Here is a 14,120-nt window from a genome sequence, read left to right as displayed (position 1 = left end):
AGACCCGGCATGACTTCCACCGACCGCTCCTCCGCCCGCCTCGCATGGGCCCGCCAGGCCACCGGCCAGCCCACCCTCGCACTCGAGCCGGCTTCCGCCGACGCCAGCTTCCGGAGCTATTTCCGGGGCTATGTCGACGGCCAGCCGGTCATCGTGATGGACTCCCCGCCCGACCGCGAGGATCCGGCACCGTGGGTGGAGATTGGCAGCCGTCTCGCTGCAGCGGGGCTGCATGTCCCTACGGTGATGGTCGCCGACATGACCCAGGGTTTCCTGCTGATCGAAGACCTCGGCACGCGCACCTACCTGCCCGAGCTCGACGACACCACCGTAGACGCCTTGTACGGCGACGCGCTCGACGCGTTGCTGCGCATGCAGGCACGCGTGGACACGAGCGGCCTCCCTGCCTTCGACCATGCCTGGCAGACCATGGAGATGGAGATCATGCCGACGTGGTTGCTGCAGAAGCACCTCGGCGTGACCGTCGCGTGCGAGGAATGGGACATCGTGGAGATCGCGTTCACCGCGATCATGCACGTCATCGCCGAGCAGCCGCGCGCCTTCATGCACCGCGATTTCCACAGCCGCAACCTGCTCGTCACCGCGGAGCGCTCGCCGGGCATCATCGATTTCCAGGGGGCGATGTCAGGCCCCATCACGTACGACCTCGCCTCCCTGCTGCGCGACGCGTACATCGTGTGGGACAACGAACGCGTGGAAGGCTGGGTCGAGGCGTATCGCCTGCGTCTGCTGGATGCGCGCCTTCTCGACGAGACGGTGGACACCTACCGCTTCCGCCGCTGGTTCGACCTCACCGGTCTGCAGCGACACATCAAGATCCTCGGCCTCTTCTGCCGTCTGTGTTATCGCGATGGCAAGCCGGGCTACCTCGCCGACCTGCCCCGCGTGCTTCGCTACGTGCTCGACACCGCGCGCCGGCACGCCGACGTCGCGCCGCTGGCGGACCTCATCGAGGTGAAGATCGGCGACCGCGACATTCGCGTGGCGAATGCTTCGTGAGGCACGCCCTGATCCTCGCCGCCGGTCTCGGCGAGCGCATGCGGCCGCTGACCACGCACACGCCGAAGCCGCTGCTCGAGGTGAACGGCAAGCCGCTCATCGGCCATCACATCGAGAAACTCGCGGCCGCGGACGTGCGCTACATCGTCATCAACACGTCGCACTTGGCCGAGCAGTTTCCCGAGGCCCTGGGCGACGGTGCGCGATGGGGTGTGCGGCTGCGTTATTCCTATGAAGGCCCGATGCCACTCGAAACGGGCGGCGGAATGCTCGCTGCGTTGCCCTTGCTGGGCCCGGAGCCGTTCATCGTCGTCAGCGCGGATGTCTGGAGCGACATCGATTACGCGGCGCTGCCGCGGGAGCCGGCGGGGCTCGCCCATCTGGTCATGGTTCCCAACCCCGACTTCCATGCGGCGGGCGACTTCGCGCTGGCCGACGGGATGCTCCACGAAGGTGAGGGACCGGCCGGTGCGGAGCGGCTCACCTTTGGCAACGTCGGCGTGTATCGGCGCGATATCGTCGCGCAAGAGGCGCCAGGACGTTTCAAGCTCCTGCCGATGTATCGGCGCGCGATCGCCGAGGGGCGCCTCACCGGCGAACGTTTCGACGGCTTCTGGCGCAACGTCGGCACGCCGACCCAACTCGAGGCACTACGTGCGGAGACGGCGCGGACATCCTGACGTGGTTACTGAACGGTGTCGACGCCCATGGCACGCAGTCGCTCATGGCCGAGCGCGAAGGCTTCGTTGAACGCGCTGGTGATGTCCCGGTAATCGTTGGTGCCCGTGCTTGATTCGATCTCCTCGCCGATGTGGTCGAGGATGCGGTAGCTGGCGCGGTAGACCTGTTCGCCGGCATCGCCGTGATGTTTCACGGCTTTGGCGACCACCCTGTACTTGTTGTGATTTTCCACGACGTATTTCCCTCCCCTGTCCTCTGGATACTGACGGCGCGGGATGACCGTTGCAAGTGACTCCCGTGACGCGACGTGACCAGTGGATGCCTGTCGCCGGCTTGGTGGCGTGAAGAGGGCTGGTGTCGTCAGCCGCGCTTCAACACGCGAGGCGTCTGCACTGCGCTACCTACCTCGGAGGTTTCCGGCGCCGCGGGCACGTCGGGCACGCCGGCGCCGACGTGCTCCTGCTCCGCCGAATGCAGGTTCGCGGCCTCCGGCTGCCCCGGCTCGGTGACGACGTCCCGCGAGAGTGCGGCCCTGGCGGCCTCGCGCGTCATCACCACGATGCTGATACGGCGGTTGATCGCCGCCGCCGGGTCGGCCTTGTCGAGCGGAACCGACGCCGCGAGCCCGACGATCCGGGCCACCTTAGCCGGCTGCATGCCGCCCTCGACGAGGGTGCGGCGTGCGGCATTCGCCCGGTCCGCCGAGAGCTCCCAGTTACCGTACGCGCTATCGGCGCGAATGTATGGCGCACTGTCGGTATGGCCGGAGATACTGATCGAATTGGGCACCTGGTTCACGAAGCCGGCCAGTTCGTGCAGGATCTGCACGGTGTAGGGCTTCATCACACCACTGCCGGTGTCGAACATGGGGCGGTTCTTCTTGTCGACGATCTGGATGCGCAAGCCTTCCGACGTGATGTCGAGCAGCAACTGGTCCTTGTAGGGGGCCATCGCCTGGCTCTGGGCGATCGCTTCCTTGAGGTCCTGCATGAGCTGCTCGAGACGCCGCTTCTCCTGTTCGCGGGCGAGCTTGTCCACCTCGGCCGCGCTCGGCTTCGCGAAGGCCTGCTGGTCGCCCGGCCCCTTGGGCAGGTCGAGCGCGCCGCCGAGCTTGATCATGCTCGTGCTCGCCCCACCGGGGCCCATCTTGCCCGATGGCGACATCGTGGACTGTCCCGGCGTCATGCTCGGGTTCTTGAAGTACTCCGAGATCGCGGCACGCTGCTGCTTGGTGCCGGCGCCCACCAGCCACATGACCAGGAAGAACGCCATCATCGCCGTCACGAAGTCCGCATAAGCGACTTTCCAGACGCCGCCATGGTGGGCATGGGCGGCTTTTCGTCGTTTCCGGACGATGATGACCTGCTTCAGATCGCTCATGACGGCTTACCGGACGGCCTTCAGGTGCGCTTCGAGGTCCTGGAAGGTGGGACGCGCCGAGGACTGCAGCGACTTGCGGGCGAACTCCACGGCCACCATGGGGTTATAGCCGCGCAGGTTGGCGAGCAGGGCCACCTTCACGCACTCGAAGGCCTTGCCGTCGGTACCGACGCGCGCTTCCATCGCCGCCGCGAGCGGCCCGACGAAACCGTATGACAGCAGGATGCCCAGGAAGGTACCGACCAGCGCACCGGCGATGTGCTCGCCGATGACTGCCGCGTCGCCGTCGATCGACTTCATGGTGATGACGATGCCCAGCACCGCGGCGACGATGCCGAAACCCGGCAGCGCGTCGGCCATTTTCTGGACCGCCTGCGCCGGGACGAGCGCCTCGTGGTGGTGCGTTTCCAGCTCCACGTCGAGTAGTTGCTCCAGTTCGTGCGGGTCCATGCTGCCGCCCACGATGAGTCGCAGGCAGTCCGTCGTGAAATCGATCAGGTGGTGCTCGGCCACCAGGCGCGGATACGCCGAGAACAGCGTGCTGTTCTCGGGGTCCTCGATGTGCGCCTCCATGCCGAGCTGCCCTTCCTTACGCATCTTCACGAAGATGTCGTAGAGCAGCGAAAGCAAGTCGACGTAGTCTTGCTTGCGGTATTTCGGACCCTTGAACAGCGCGACCATGTCACGGCCGGCACCCTTCACCACGTCCATGGAGTTGCTGCTGACGAACGCACCCAGCGCCGCACCGAAGATGATGAGCAGTTCGTAGGGCTGCCAAAGCGCGGCGAGCTCGCCGTGCGAAAGTACGTAGCCGCCCAGTACGGATACCAGGACGACGATCGAGCCGATGATGACCAACATGACTTGCTTCCTCCAGTCCTTTTGCTTATCGGCCGGACGGAGCACAAGTTGAGGAACTTCGTCACATTTTCTGAACGCTATTCATCCAGCGCACAGGGTCCCGGATAGCGGGGAAACACCAGTCTGAAGCGGGTTCCGACGGCTGTTTCGCTTTCGATCTCGATCGCCCCACCTGCTTGCGCGACCATGCCGTACACCTGGGCGAGGCCGAGGCCTGACCCGCCTTCCTTCGTGGTGAAGTACGGCTCGAAAAGTCGCTGCCGAACTTCCTCCGTCATGCCGCCACCGTTATCCGTCACGCTGACGAACACCTGGCGCAGGCCACCGGCCTCGTGGGCAAGGCCCGGCAGGGACGCGTCGCCGATTCGCTCACCGACTTCGATCACGATGTTTCCGAAGCCGTCCATCGCGTCACGCGCGTTGAGGCAGACGTTCATCAGGGCCTGTTCGACACCATGCCGGTCCAGCCAGACAGGCAACGGGCCGGGCTGACGCAGGACGTCCACGACGATCCGGGCACCCAGCGCGTGGCGGGCGAAGTCCGCCAGCGCCATGACGAGGTCGCCCAGATCCACGGCCTCCGGCTGTGCGTACTGGTTGCGGGCGAAGGCAAGCAGGCGTCGCGTCAACGCCGTGGCGTGCCGGGCACCCTCCACCGCGTAAGTGATCATCCGGCGATGCCGCGGCGAGAGTTCGTCCGAATCGTCCTGCAGTCCCGACAGGCTGACGATCACGGTCTGCAGCATGTTGTTGAAGTCGTGGGCGATGCCGCTGACCAGCTGGCCGATGGCCTGCTGCTTCTGGGCCTGCCGTGCTCCGGCCTCGGCCAGATCACGCGCCCGGTTGGCCATGTCGAGGCGTTCCCGGACACCAGCGAGGCGCATTTCCGCATCTCGCCTGGCACCGTGTTCGGACTCCAGGCGCTCCATGAGCGTGCCGTACCGGGTCGTCGCCGTCGCCGAGTTGGCCACGGTCTCGTTCAGGCGGTTCTGCAGCAGCTCGATGATGGCCTCGAGCGAGGCCTGCAGTTCGACCTGTTCCGTCACGTCCCTGCTGATGACGACGAAGTGGTCGAGGATGTCGTCTGCGACCACGGGCGCTACCGTCACCTCCCACCAGCGCGACGGACCGTCGCCGGATCGGCGCGCACCGACGAAATCCACGCGCTCGCCGGCGGCGGCGCGATCGAGCACCCGCGCAACCATGTCGCGCGCTTCCAGCGGCCACAGGTCCAGCCAGCGCATGCCGACCAGCCGCTCGACCCCGGCAGGGGAGAGCGCCGCGCATCCCAACCCGGAAACGAAACGAATGACCCCGTCGGGGTCCAGTTCCTTCATGCAGTCCGACGAAGCCTCGACGAACTGCCGGTACCGCCCCTCCCCGTCGCTCATGGCCGTCGCGGTCCCTTTGTCACGCCTGATGGGACGCTATGACGCGCCGCGCCAAGGCGTGCTGTCAAGCCATACCTATGGTCGAGGCTCGGATTCCTCGTCGTCGAAGCCCGTTTCGCCCTCGGCGAACACGGGTGCCCCGTCCTCTTCCACGCCCAGAACCAACGCCAGGGCTTTGTCGGCCGCCGCGGCGGCGCTGGCCTCGTCGCGGAAACTGCGGTTTTCGTAGACCGCGAAGTAACTGGGATAGCTACCGTCGGCCGGGTGGGCCGACAGCAGTGCCGTGTAGCGGGAGCCCTCGCGGGTGGCGCCGCTGCGCAGGGTGAAGCCGGGGAATTCGCGTTCTGCCATGGATCCGATCTCGAAGGAGGTGGAAAGTCTAACGTAGCCGGGAGCTTGCCGATCCTCTTGCAGGGAAGTCCTTATGATCGTTGGGAAAACCTCGCCAACTGGCACTTGCTTGGCCCCGGGTTTGTAGGGTATTTCCTACACGCAAGCGACCCCACGACAGCTTACGAAGGTCGCGAGTCAGGGGAACACAGGGGCTATAGCACCATGAAACTTATCACCGCCGCGTCGCCGTCACGGCGCCTCGCGTGGATCGTCGCTACCGTATTGGCTGTCGCCGGCATCGTCGGCCTGGCGCTGGCACCTCGCGTCGCGGCCGCCATACCGAGGACGGCGATCCAGATGATCTACGCGTGGCTCTGCGCGTCCCTGGTCGGCTCCGCCTACGTGGTGGTGACGCTGGCCAACGATGCGGAAGGCGCCACCGAGGACGGCGACGACTTCTGAGCGATCCCGGGGGATGGTCGTCTCGCGACGCATAACATTCGAAACGGACCGGATTAGCGCAAAAAAAAGCCCGTCGGTGACGACGGGCCTTCGATGACCTCCGAGACGCGAGCCCTGTTTACGGCCGGCGCGCGAGTTCCGGATCTTCCTTCGACTTCGGCATCAGGTCCTGCTTCGACACGCCCAACCACAAGAGAATGGGGCTGGCGACGAAGATGGACGACAGCGTGCCGACCAGGATGCCGATCAGCATCGTGATCGAGAAGCCGTGCACGACGGGACCGCCGATGAAATACAGCGCGGCCATGGTGATGCCGGTGAACAGCGAGGTGATGATCGTTCGCGACAGCGTGCTGTTGATCGAGCGGTTCAGCACTTCTTCCGGCGTGGCGTTGCGGCTCGTGCGGAACAGCTCGCGGACGCGGTCGAACACCACCACCTTGTCATTGATCGAGTAACCGACCACCGCCAGCACCGAGGCCAGCACGGTCAGGTCGAACTCGCGCTGGGTGATGGCGAAGATACCCAGGGTGACCAGCACGTCGTGGATTTCCGTCGCCAGGGCCGCGATCGCGAAGCGCTTCTCGAAGCGGATCCACAGGTAACCCATGATGCCGACGATGACGAAGATCACCGCGACGATACCGTCGCTGCGCAATTCCTCGCCCACCTGCGGACCGACGAAGGACTTGCTCTTCATCGCGACATCGGGGCGGGTCGCCTTCAATGCCGCCATGATGTCGTTCGCGACCTTGGTGGCCGCCTCGTCGTTCGACAGGTTACCGGCGGCGCCGACGTCGCCCTTCGGCTGCAGGCGCACGGTGAACTCACGGGTGCCGCCAACGGCCTGCACCAGCGGGTTCTCCAGGTGCGCCTTCTCGAGCGCCGCGCGGACGTCGCTCGGCTCGACCGGCGTCTTGTACTCCACCTGGACGGCCACGCCGCCGAGGAAGTCCTGCCCGTAGTTGAAACCGCGCGTCATGATCAGCGCGATGGAGCCGATCATGAGCAGCACGGCGAGGCCGATGCTGAACTTGCGCAGGCCGAGGAAGTTGAAGTTCGAATTGTGGTTGAAGATTTCCATGGCGTCCTCCCGTCAGACCGACAGGGTCTTGAGCTTGCGGCCGCCGTGGATCAGCGCCGTGATGGCATGCGTCACCGTCACCGAGGTGAACATCGAGGTGAGGATACCGATGAACAGCGTGACGCCGAAGCCCTTGATCGGGCCAGAACCCATCGTCATGAGACCGAGCGCGGCGAGAAGGTGGGTGACGTTCGCATCGAGAATGGTCGCCCACGCCTTGTCGTAGCCGGTGCGGATCGCCGCCAGGGGTGACGAACCGTTGCGCAGTTCCTCTCGGATGCGCTCGCAGATCAGCACGTTCGCGTCGATCGCCATGCCGAGGGTGAGCACGATACCCGCGATGCCCGGCATGGTGAGCGTGACGCCGATCATCGACATGACGGCGACGAGCAGCACCAGGTTGAAGAACAGCGCGACGTCGGCGACGAGGCCGAAGAGCTTGTAGTAGATCGCCGCGGCCACGAGCACGAGGCCGAGGCCGAGCATCACCGCCTTGAAGCCCTTGTCGATGTTGTCGGCGCCGAGGCTGGGACCGATCACGCTTTCGCTGACGATGTCCACCGGGGCGGCGAGCGAGCCGCCGCGCAGCAGGAGCGCCAGTTCCGAGGCTTCCGCGTCGCTGGGCAGGCCGTTGGTGGAGAACTGCTTGCCGAACGGCGAGCTGATGTTGGCGTAGTTGATCACTTCCTCGCTGATCTTCGGCGTCTTCACTTCCTTGCCGTCGACCATCTTGGTCTCGACCGTCCGCGTGATGTAGAGCACCGCCATCGGCTTGCCGACGTTGTCGTTGGTGAACTCCTGCATCTTGCGCGCGCCGGCGCTGTTCAGCGTGACGCTGACGTTCGGCGTGCCGTTCTGCTGGTCGCGGCCGGACACCGCGCTGGTGAGTTCATCGCCCTTGGCGATGACCTTCTTGCTCAACAGGTAAGGACGGTGGTCGCGACCGTAGTAGAGCTTCGCATCCGGCGGCACGCTACCCGAGCGGGCGGCATCCACCGCCTGCTGCGGCGTGTACAGGCCCGCGCGATATTCGAGGGTGGCGGTGGCGCCGATGATCTTCTTCGCTTCCGCGGTGTCTTGCACGCCGGCGAGCTCGACGATGATCTGGTTCGGGCCCTGCTGCTGGATCAGCGGCTCGGACACGCCCAGGGCATTCACGCGCTGGCGCAGCGTCGTCACGTTCTGGCTGATCGTACTCTGCGCGAGTTCACGCAGCTTGTCCGGCTTCACCGTGGCATTGAGGATGAAGCGATTGCCCGTGGTGGGGCCGTCGTTGATCACCAGATCCGGGTAATCGGTGCCGATCAGTGTCGCCGCCTGCTGGCGATCGGCCTCGGAGCGAAGCACGACGCTGACACCCTTGCCGCGGGCATTGCGATTCACCGCGTCGTAGGAGACGTTCTTGTCGCGCAGCAGCGCACGGATGTCGTCGGCGTAGCGCGTCTCCTGCGCATCGATGACGGCGTTCTGATCGACTTCCATCAGGAAGTGCACGCCGCCCTGCAGATCGAGGCCGAGCGGCATGGAATTGGCGTTGATCGCGCGCAGCCACGACGGCACCGTGGACGCCAGGTTCAGCGCGACCGTGTAGTTGTCGCCCAGGTCGGTGCGCAGTACATCCGAGGCCTTCGCCTGAGCGTCGACGTTGGCGAAGCGGGCGAGCAGGCGCGTGCCTTTCTCATCCAGCGTGACCGACGAGGCCGGCACCTTCGCCGTGGCGAGGAGGCCTTCGACCCTGCTCTTGAGGGCGGGATCGACGGCGGCGCCGCGGTTGCCCGAGATCTGCACGGCGGGCTGCGGCGGGAAGACGTTCGGCAACGCATACAGGATGCCGAACAGCAACACGATCACGACCAGCGCGTACTTCCAGCGTGGAAAATCACTCATGCCTTACATTCCGTGGGAGCGGCCGTGCGCCGGCCGCGGCTGACGCATTGTGGGGTGGAAGTCTTACGACTTCTTGAGGCTGCCCTTGGGCAGCACCTGGGTGATCGAGCCCTTCTGGACCTGGACGACCACACCCGGCGCGATCTCGACACGGACGAAGGACTCGCCCACGTCCTCGATGCGGCCGGCCATGCCGCCGCTCATGACCACCTCGTCGCCCTTCGCCAGGGCGGACAGCAGGGCGCGATGCTCCTTCTGCCGCTTCATCTGCGGGCGGATCATCATGAAATAGAAGATGCCGAACAGCACCGCCATCATGATCAGCGGCGAGAACCCGAAGGCGCCCTGCGGAGCGGCGCCGGCGGCGGGAGCAGTGGCCTGTGCGATGGCGGCGAATGTCATGAGGCTCATTGGATTTCTCGCAAGTCATGGAACGGGCTGGAAAAAGCGACCGTTCACGGAAAAAGATCGTGGATTATGCCACGCACCCCGGCGCATATGTCATGTGGGCAGGTCAGCCGTCGACCTGGGCCTTGCTCCGCGCCGCATAGAACGAAGCCACGAAGTCCTCGAGCCCACCCGCCTCGATGGCGGCGCGCAGGCCGGCCATCAAGCGCTGGTAATGGCGAAGGTTGTGCATCGTGGCCAGCTGGCTGCCCAGGATCTCGTTGCAGCGGTCGAGGTGGCGCAGGTAGGCACGGGAGAAGCCGTTGGCGCAGGCGTAGCAGTCGCAGCCCTCCTCGATCACCCGGGTGTCCGTGGCGAACTTCGCGTTGCGGATGCGCAGGGTGCCCTCGGCGGTGAACAGGAAGCCGTTGCGGGCGTTGCGGGTGGGCATCACGCAGTCGAACATGTCGATGCCGCGGCGCACGGCCTCCACGATGTCCTCCGGACGGCCCACGCCCATGAGGTACCGGGGACGGTCCTTCGGGAGCATCGGGAGGGTGAAGTCGAGCGTGTGGTTGCGCTCCGCCTCGGGCTCGCCCACGGCGAGCCCGCCGACCGCGTAACCGTCGAAGCCGATCTCCACCAACCGCTCGGCCGACCGTCGGCGCAGGTGCTCGAAGGTGCTGCCCTGGACGATGCCGAACAGGGCGTTCGGATTGCGCAGGTCGTCGAACGCCTGGCGAGAGCGCTCGGCCCAGCGCAGGCTGAGCTCCATGGAATCGGAGGCGACCTTCTCCGTGGCGGGGTAAGGCGTGCACTCGTCGAAGATCATCGCGATGTCCGAATCCAGCACTTTCTGGATCCGCATCGACTCCTCGGGCGACAGGAAGACCTTCGAACCGTCCACCGGGGACGCGAACGTGACGCCTTCTTCGGTGATCTTGCGCTTGTGCGCCAGGGAGAACACCTGGAACCCGCCGGAATCGGTGAGGATCGGCTTGTCCCAGCCGATGAAGCGGTGCAGGCCGCCGAATTCGCCGACGATCTCGAGGCCCGGGCGCAGGAACAGGTGGAAGGTATTGCCGAGGATGATCTCGGCGCCCGTGTCGAGGACGTCGCGCGGGGTCATCGCCTTTACCGAGCCGTAGGTACCGACGGGCATGAAGGCGGGGGTTTCCACCGTGCCGCGGCCGAAACGGAGACGGCCGCGCCGCGCCGCGCCATCGGTGGCGAGGAGTTCGAAGGGAAGCTGGGTCATCCGCCTATTCTACCTCGTCGCAGACGACGGCCGACTCCTGCCCGGCCCAGGGCGCGCCCTAAAGTTTCGCAAGTTTCCGCCGATTCCTAGCTCACAGGAGCGTACCCAACCGGGTCCGCCAGGCCGTGGGAGGACATCCCCTTGATCATCCAGCCGACCAGTCTCGCTGCCCAGTTGTGGGCTGGCGCGGCCGCGGGCACCACTGCCGCGGCGGATAGCTGGCGGGTCGGCACCCTGCTCACGGCGCGGGTGATGGGCCAGAACGACCTCGGCAAGCTGTTGCTGGAGATCGGTGGGCTCACGGTGGAGGCCGACGCCGCAGGCACCCAGCTCCCTCCGCAATTCCAGGTACGCGTGCTCACCCAGGGCGCGCAGCCACAGCTGGAAGTGCTCCCCGGCAACGTGGACGAGCGCGTCGCCATGCAGGGCCTGCGCGAACGCCTCCCCCTGCAAAACGGCTACGCGCCGTTGCTCGGCGTGCTGGCCGCACTGGGTCGCCGGCCTATCGCACGGCTGCTTCCGGCACCGTTGCGCGCCGCCCTGGCGACCCTCGAAGCCGCGATCAACAAGCCCGCCGACGTCAGTTCGCCCATGGGCATGAAGGAAGCCATCGCGCGCAGCGGCACGTTCCTCGAAGCGCACCTGGCCGAGCCGAAGCAGGCGACGCCGGCGGCGGACGATTTCAAGGCCGCCCTGCTCGCCCTGCGCCGCACGCTCGCCGATCTTCCCGCGTCGCGCCCCGGTGCGACGACGCCCCGCCCCACCGCCGATACGCCACCGCCGCTGGCGCAGCGCCCGTTGGTTGCGCAGGCTCGCGCACCGGAACTGCCCGTGACGGAGGAAGAGGTCGACGGCCTCGTCGGCCAGCTTCGCGTCGATACCCGCGCCGCCCTGTCCCGTGTCGAGATCGCCCAGCTGGAATCGCAGCCGCAGGCGGGCCTGTGGATGATCGAGATCCCGCTGGCCGGCGTCCGCGGTTACGACGTGCTCCAGTTGCGTATCGAGGAAGGCAAGCCAAGCCCTGGCGAACAGGAAGGTCCGTGGACCGTGGGCTTCGCCATCGATCCCCCGACATTGGGACCCGTGCAGGGCGAGATCCAGCTGCGCGTGCCGCGCGTCTCCGTGCGCCTTTGGGCGCAGCATGCCGCTACCGTCATGCGTCTCGAGAACGAATTCGTTTCCCTGCGCCGCCTGCTCGAGATGAACGGCCTGGTGCTGGACCATTTCGCCTGCATGCACGGCTTGCCGGTTCCGACCAGCGCCTATAGCGCGGTGCTGCTGGAGGCGCGCGCATGACGGCATCTCTACCCTCGCCGAGGCGAAGCGTCACGCTCCGCCTCGCGTCACCCACCAGCAACGGCAATAGCCAACGCGTCGATGCGGAAGGCGTCAAATCGATGCTCGAACGCGCCCAGGCGCTCGGCCTCGCGCCGCAACTCGATCCACAGATCGCCACCCTGCTCGCCGCGGTCCGCCTGCGCGACGATGTCCCCCCCGAACTCTACGCAGCCCTCGCAGCGGTCGTCGGCACACTGCTGGCCGCGGTGGAAGACTGAGCCCCTCATGCCGTCACGCCCGCTGATTGAACCATCGACGGGCTCCTGACAACATCCATGTACCCGCCCGTCGGTTTCGGTCGCCGGATCGCACGCCACCCTCCCATCGAGGGTGGCGTTGCATTTTCTCAAAGACGGAATTGTGCGCACTGTGACCAAGGCGCCATTACGCCCACAAGTCCTCGCGCAGGATAGAGCCGCGCGTGGTCTGCACCTCTCCGGACCCGTCGGGCCGTACGACGTACTGCGTTATCTCTCCGACAATGTAGCTCTGCACGAGCCTTCCACCCAATTGGTAACGGGAATTCTCCTTCATCCACCAAGGCAGTTGTGCGTCGTTGACGTCACGCAATAGCGATCGAAACTTCACTGACTCGTCGACGGACTCATGCAGTCCCGCATAGTCGATGGCAGCGCCCCCATCCGCCAGGAAGCCCGTGCGCGCCAAGAGATCGCCGTTTTCGTTGCGCGTTCCATGGTCGGTTTCATAGGAGCGAACGACTTGACGGTTGAATGCGTTAGCCAACCCGGCAAGCCGCCGTCGCGATTGAGCTCCGTTTCTATCCAGTCACGGTCGGCCTGATCGAGATCCGTGTCAACGACCCGAAGCCGCCCTCCCTGGCTGACCAAATCGAATGATTGCTCCATCACGTGAGGCCGTTCGCGTTCAAGCCGCTGTAGTGCTAACTGAAATGGGCTTGCGAGCCGGACAAAAGCATCCTCAACATCGCGCACGCCCCTTATCCATCCATCGATCGTCGCGCTTGGATCAACCCTGCATTCAGGCAACGTAATATTCGCATCGGGCAGCGCATCTGCTTCGGATGGAGCGTAGTCACGCAACCATCTTTTTTCGATCGGGAATGTCGATACCCGCATCATGGCCGGAGTCCTCGATAAGTCTCCTTGCAGACATGCTGGAAGAAGCTCGGCCTCGCTACCGAGCGCTTATCATCGAGTGTGGCCACGACATATGCCGTAGGAACGTATGTGATATCCCAATACTCGGGACGATTGGAGTGTCGATGCATGCGGACAGGACCCACGATCCCCGGCCCTCTGCAGTCTCCGATGCGGAGTTTTGCGGTGAAGTGCCCTGCGGCGTCCGTGTAACCATCCGCCTCCGCGAGGATGACTTTGTGCTTTGTCTCCGGGTCGTAATCTACCGCAAACAGGGTCACTTGCTCTCCCGCTGGTGCCAGCATGTCCCCGTCACTGTCGTAGACGGCAGCCGTCACATTGATTTCCCGCGCTGCGTTGGACCCGCCAGGCACCAGGCGAACATCCTCGGTGCTGGGAAAAGGCGCCATATGGGTGATATTTTCGTCGGACCATTTCCTCTCGATAACCGTATGCGCCGCGGGGTCGGACGTGTGAACTGTATAGTTCGTCTTCGTTACCATCTTGCCTTCGCGAGACCGCACGCGCAGTACAAGCGAAGATTTTTCAGAGGTCGGATATTCCGTAACGCCTGAGGAAGGCAAGGATCGCCAACCGGAAGGAGTGAGCACTTCACATATGACATCATGCGGGGCGGTGAAGCGAATCCTGGCATGCGTCTGCTTCGAACCTACCGCTACGATGTAGTGATCAACATCGAATGCGGAATCCAATGACCCTACGATGTGTTGGTTCCCACGCAGTATGGTGGCTGATTTGATCGTATCATTGGGCTCGTATCGATCCGGACTGATAGCCGTACGCATGCTCGACTCCCTTTCCCATGAATGTCGTTTCAGGTTAGGGAGCCAATGGAGGCGACTATGCCAGCTATCGCAGACAGGCAGGTTGGGTGCCGCGCGGCTCGATCGCGAGATGGA

At 65.0% G+C, this 14,120-nt stretch carries 16 protein-coding genes; 5 read left to right on the top strand and 11 right to left on the bottom strand.

The genetic code is table 11. The features are described 5' to 3' along the window. The first annotated feature begins 9 nt into the window (after positions 1-9). Positions 10-1,020 (top strand): aminoglycoside phosphotransferase family protein, encoded by a 1,011-nt coding sequence (locus ACQKIE_RS10555; RefSeq protein ID WP_427458762.1) that lies wholly within the window; start codon positions 10-12, stop codon positions 1,018-1,020. Then, a complete protein-coding gene (murU, locus tag ACQKIE_RS10550) occupies positions 1,017-1,700 on the top strand; it encodes an N-acetylmuramate alpha-1-phosphate uridylyltransferase MurU (RefSeq protein ID WP_427458760.1) in 684 nt (227 codons plus the stop codon). Before ACQKIE_RS10555 ends, murU begins: the two co-directional genes overlap by 4 nt. Before the next feature lie 5 nt (positions 1,701-1,705). Here the strand turns inward: murU and ACQKIE_RS10545 are convergent, their stop codons facing one another. The 5 genes from ACQKIE_RS10545 to ACQKIE_RS10525 form a co-directional block, all read right to left on the bottom strand. Next, entirely contained in the window at positions 1,706-1,933 is a 228-nt protein-coding gene (locus ACQKIE_RS10545) for a hypothetical protein (RefSeq protein ID WP_427458758.1), read from the bottom strand. Between the two features lie 128 nt (positions 1,934-2,061). Further along, positions 2,062-3,081, bottom strand: a complete 1,020-nt coding sequence (motB, locus tag ACQKIE_RS10540) for a flagellar motor protein MotB (protein WP_427458756.1) — start codon at positions 3,079-3,081, stop codon at positions 2,062-2,064. Positions 3,082-3,087: 6 nt separating this feature from the next. After that, the gene (motA, locus tag ACQKIE_RS10535; protein WP_427458754.1) at positions 3,088-3,942 is read right to left on the bottom strand and encodes a flagellar motor stator protein MotA; all 855 of its coding nucleotides are present in this window, start codon (positions 3,940-3,942) and stop codon (positions 3,088-3,090) included. Between the two features lie 77 nt (positions 3,943-4,019). Beyond that, entirely contained in the window at positions 4,020-5,333 is a 1,314-nt protein-coding gene (locus ACQKIE_RS10530) for a two-component system sensor histidine kinase NtrB (RefSeq protein WP_427458752.1), read from the bottom strand. Between the two features lie 75 nt (positions 5,334-5,408). Continuing rightward, on the bottom strand, positions 5,409-5,684 hold the full coding sequence (locus ACQKIE_RS10525) for a hypothetical protein (protein ID WP_427458750.1): 276 nt from the start codon (positions 5,682-5,684) through the stop codon (positions 5,409-5,411). A gap of 204 nt (positions 5,685-5,888) precedes the next feature. Between ACQKIE_RS10525 and ACQKIE_RS10520 the strand changes: the two genes are divergently transcribed. Beyond that, entirely contained in the window at positions 5,889-6,128 is a 240-nt protein-coding gene (locus ACQKIE_RS10520) for a hypothetical protein (RefSeq protein ID WP_427458748.1), read from the top strand. 118 nt (positions 6,129-6,246) lie between these two features. Here the strand turns inward: ACQKIE_RS10520 and secF are convergent, their stop codons facing one another. From secF to tgt, 4 genes are all read right to left on the bottom strand, one after another. Then, a complete protein-coding gene (gene secF, locus ACQKIE_RS10515; RefSeq protein ID WP_427458747.1) occupies positions 6,247-7,212 on the bottom strand; it encodes a protein translocase subunit SecF in 966 nt (321 codons plus the stop codon). A gap of 12 nt (positions 7,213-7,224) precedes the next feature. Next, positions 7,225-9,099, bottom strand: a complete 1,875-nt coding sequence (gene secD / locus ACQKIE_RS10510) for a protein translocase subunit SecD (RefSeq protein ID WP_427458745.1) — start codon at positions 9,097-9,099, stop codon at positions 7,225-7,227. A gap of 63 nt (positions 9,100-9,162) precedes the next feature. Further along, on the bottom strand, positions 9,163-9,510 hold the full coding sequence (gene yajC, locus ACQKIE_RS10505; RefSeq protein ID WP_427458743.1) for a preprotein translocase subunit YajC: 348 nt from the start codon (positions 9,508-9,510) through the stop codon (positions 9,163-9,165). Positions 9,511-9,613: 103 nt separating this feature from the next. Then, on the bottom strand, positions 9,614-10,744 hold the full coding sequence (tgt, locus tag ACQKIE_RS10500) for a tRNA guanosine(34) transglycosylase Tgt (RefSeq protein ID WP_427458740.1): 1,131 nt from the start codon (positions 10,742-10,744) through the stop codon (positions 9,614-9,616). 141 nt (positions 10,745-10,885) lie between these two features. Between tgt and ACQKIE_RS10495 the strand changes: the two genes are divergently transcribed. Continuing rightward, positions 10,886-12,040 (top strand): flagellar hook-length control protein FliK, encoded by a 1,155-nt coding sequence (locus tag ACQKIE_RS10495; protein ID WP_427458738.1) that lies wholly within the window; start codon positions 10,886-10,888, stop codon positions 12,038-12,040. Next, positions 12,037-12,300: a flagellar biosynthesis protein gene (locus tag ACQKIE_RS10490; protein WP_427458736.1), complete on the top strand. Its 264-nt coding sequence runs from the start codon at positions 12,037-12,039 to the stop codon at positions 12,298-12,300. The genes ACQKIE_RS10495 and ACQKIE_RS10490 overlap by 4 nt, the downstream gene beginning before the upstream one ends. 366 nt (positions 12,301-12,666) lie before the next feature. Here ACQKIE_RS10490 and ACQKIE_RS10485 read toward each other — a convergent pair whose 3' ends face one another. Together ACQKIE_RS10485 and ACQKIE_RS10480 are read right to left on the bottom strand one after the other, a co-directional pair. Further along, positions 12,667-13,182, bottom strand: a complete 516-nt coding sequence (locus ACQKIE_RS10485; RefSeq protein ID WP_427458734.1) for a hypothetical protein — start codon at positions 13,180-13,182, stop codon at positions 12,667-12,669. Beyond that, complete coding sequence (locus ACQKIE_RS10480) at positions 13,179-14,006, bottom strand: hypothetical protein (RefSeq protein ID WP_427458732.1); 828 nt, start codon at positions 14,004-14,006, stop codon at positions 13,179-13,181. The genes ACQKIE_RS10485 and ACQKIE_RS10480 overlap by 4 nt, the downstream gene beginning before the upstream one ends. Between the last annotated feature and the right edge of the window lie 114 nt (positions 14,007-14,120).

The sequence above is a fragment of the Luteibacter sp. NPDC031894 genome (assembly GCF_050273135.1).
Lineage (GTDB): Bacteria > Pseudomonadota > Gammaproteobacteria > Xanthomonadales > Rhodanobacteraceae > Luteibacter.
This window is presented reverse-complemented; position numbering and strand designations above follow the sequence as displayed.

What these genes read in the sequence shown, in the direction of transcription:
- ACQKIE_RS10480 (WP_427458732.1), bottom strand. Translation starts at nt 14,006, where the DNA reads ATGCGTACGGCTATCAGTCCGGATCGATACGAGCCCAATGATACGATC.
- ACQKIE_RS10490 (WP_427458736.1), top strand. Translation starts at nt 12,037, where the DNA reads ATGACGGCATCTCTACCCTCGCCGAGGCGAAGCGTCACGCTCCGCCTC.
- ACQKIE_RS10485 (WP_427458734.1), bottom strand. Translation starts at nt 13,182, where the DNA reads ATGATGCGGGTATCGACATTCCCGATCGAAAAAAGATGGTTGCGTGAC.
- ACQKIE_RS10555 (WP_427458762.1), top strand. Translation starts at nt 10, where the DNA reads ATGACTTCCACCGACCGCTCCTCCGCCCGCCTCGCATGGGCCCGCCAG.
- ACQKIE_RS10520 (WP_427458748.1), top strand. Translation starts at nt 5,889, where the DNA reads ATGAAACTTATCACCGCCGCGTCGCCGTCACGGCGCCTCGCGTGGATC.
- ACQKIE_RS10525 (WP_427458750.1), bottom strand. Translation starts at nt 5,684, where the DNA reads ATGGCAGAACGCGAATTCCCCGGCTTCACCCTGCGCAGCGGCGCCACC.
- tgt (WP_427458740.1), bottom strand. Translation starts at nt 10,744, where the DNA reads ATGACCCAGCTTCCCTTCGAACTCCTCGCCACCGATGGCGCGGCGCGG.
- secD (WP_427458745.1), bottom strand. Translation starts at nt 9,099, where the DNA reads ATGAGTGATTTTCCACGCTGGAAGTACGCGCTGGTCGTGATCGTGTTG.
- yajC (WP_427458743.1), bottom strand. Translation starts at nt 9,510, where the DNA reads ATGAGCCTCATGACATTCGCCGCCATCGCACAGGCCACTGCTCCCGCC.
- motA (WP_427458754.1), bottom strand. Translation starts at nt 3,942, where the DNA reads ATGTTGGTCATCATCGGCTCGATCGTCGTCCTGGTATCCGTACTGGGC.
- motB (WP_427458756.1), bottom strand. Translation starts at nt 3,081, where the DNA reads ATGAGCGATCTGAAGCAGGTCATCATCGTCCGGAAACGACGAAAAGCC.
- ACQKIE_RS10530 (WP_427458752.1), bottom strand. Translation starts at nt 5,333, where the DNA reads ATGAGCGACGGGGAGGGGCGGTACCGGCAGTTCGTCGAGGCTTCGTCG.
- secF (WP_427458747.1), bottom strand. Translation starts at nt 7,212, where the DNA reads ATGGAAATCTTCAACCACAATTCGAACTTCAACTTCCTCGGCCTGCGC.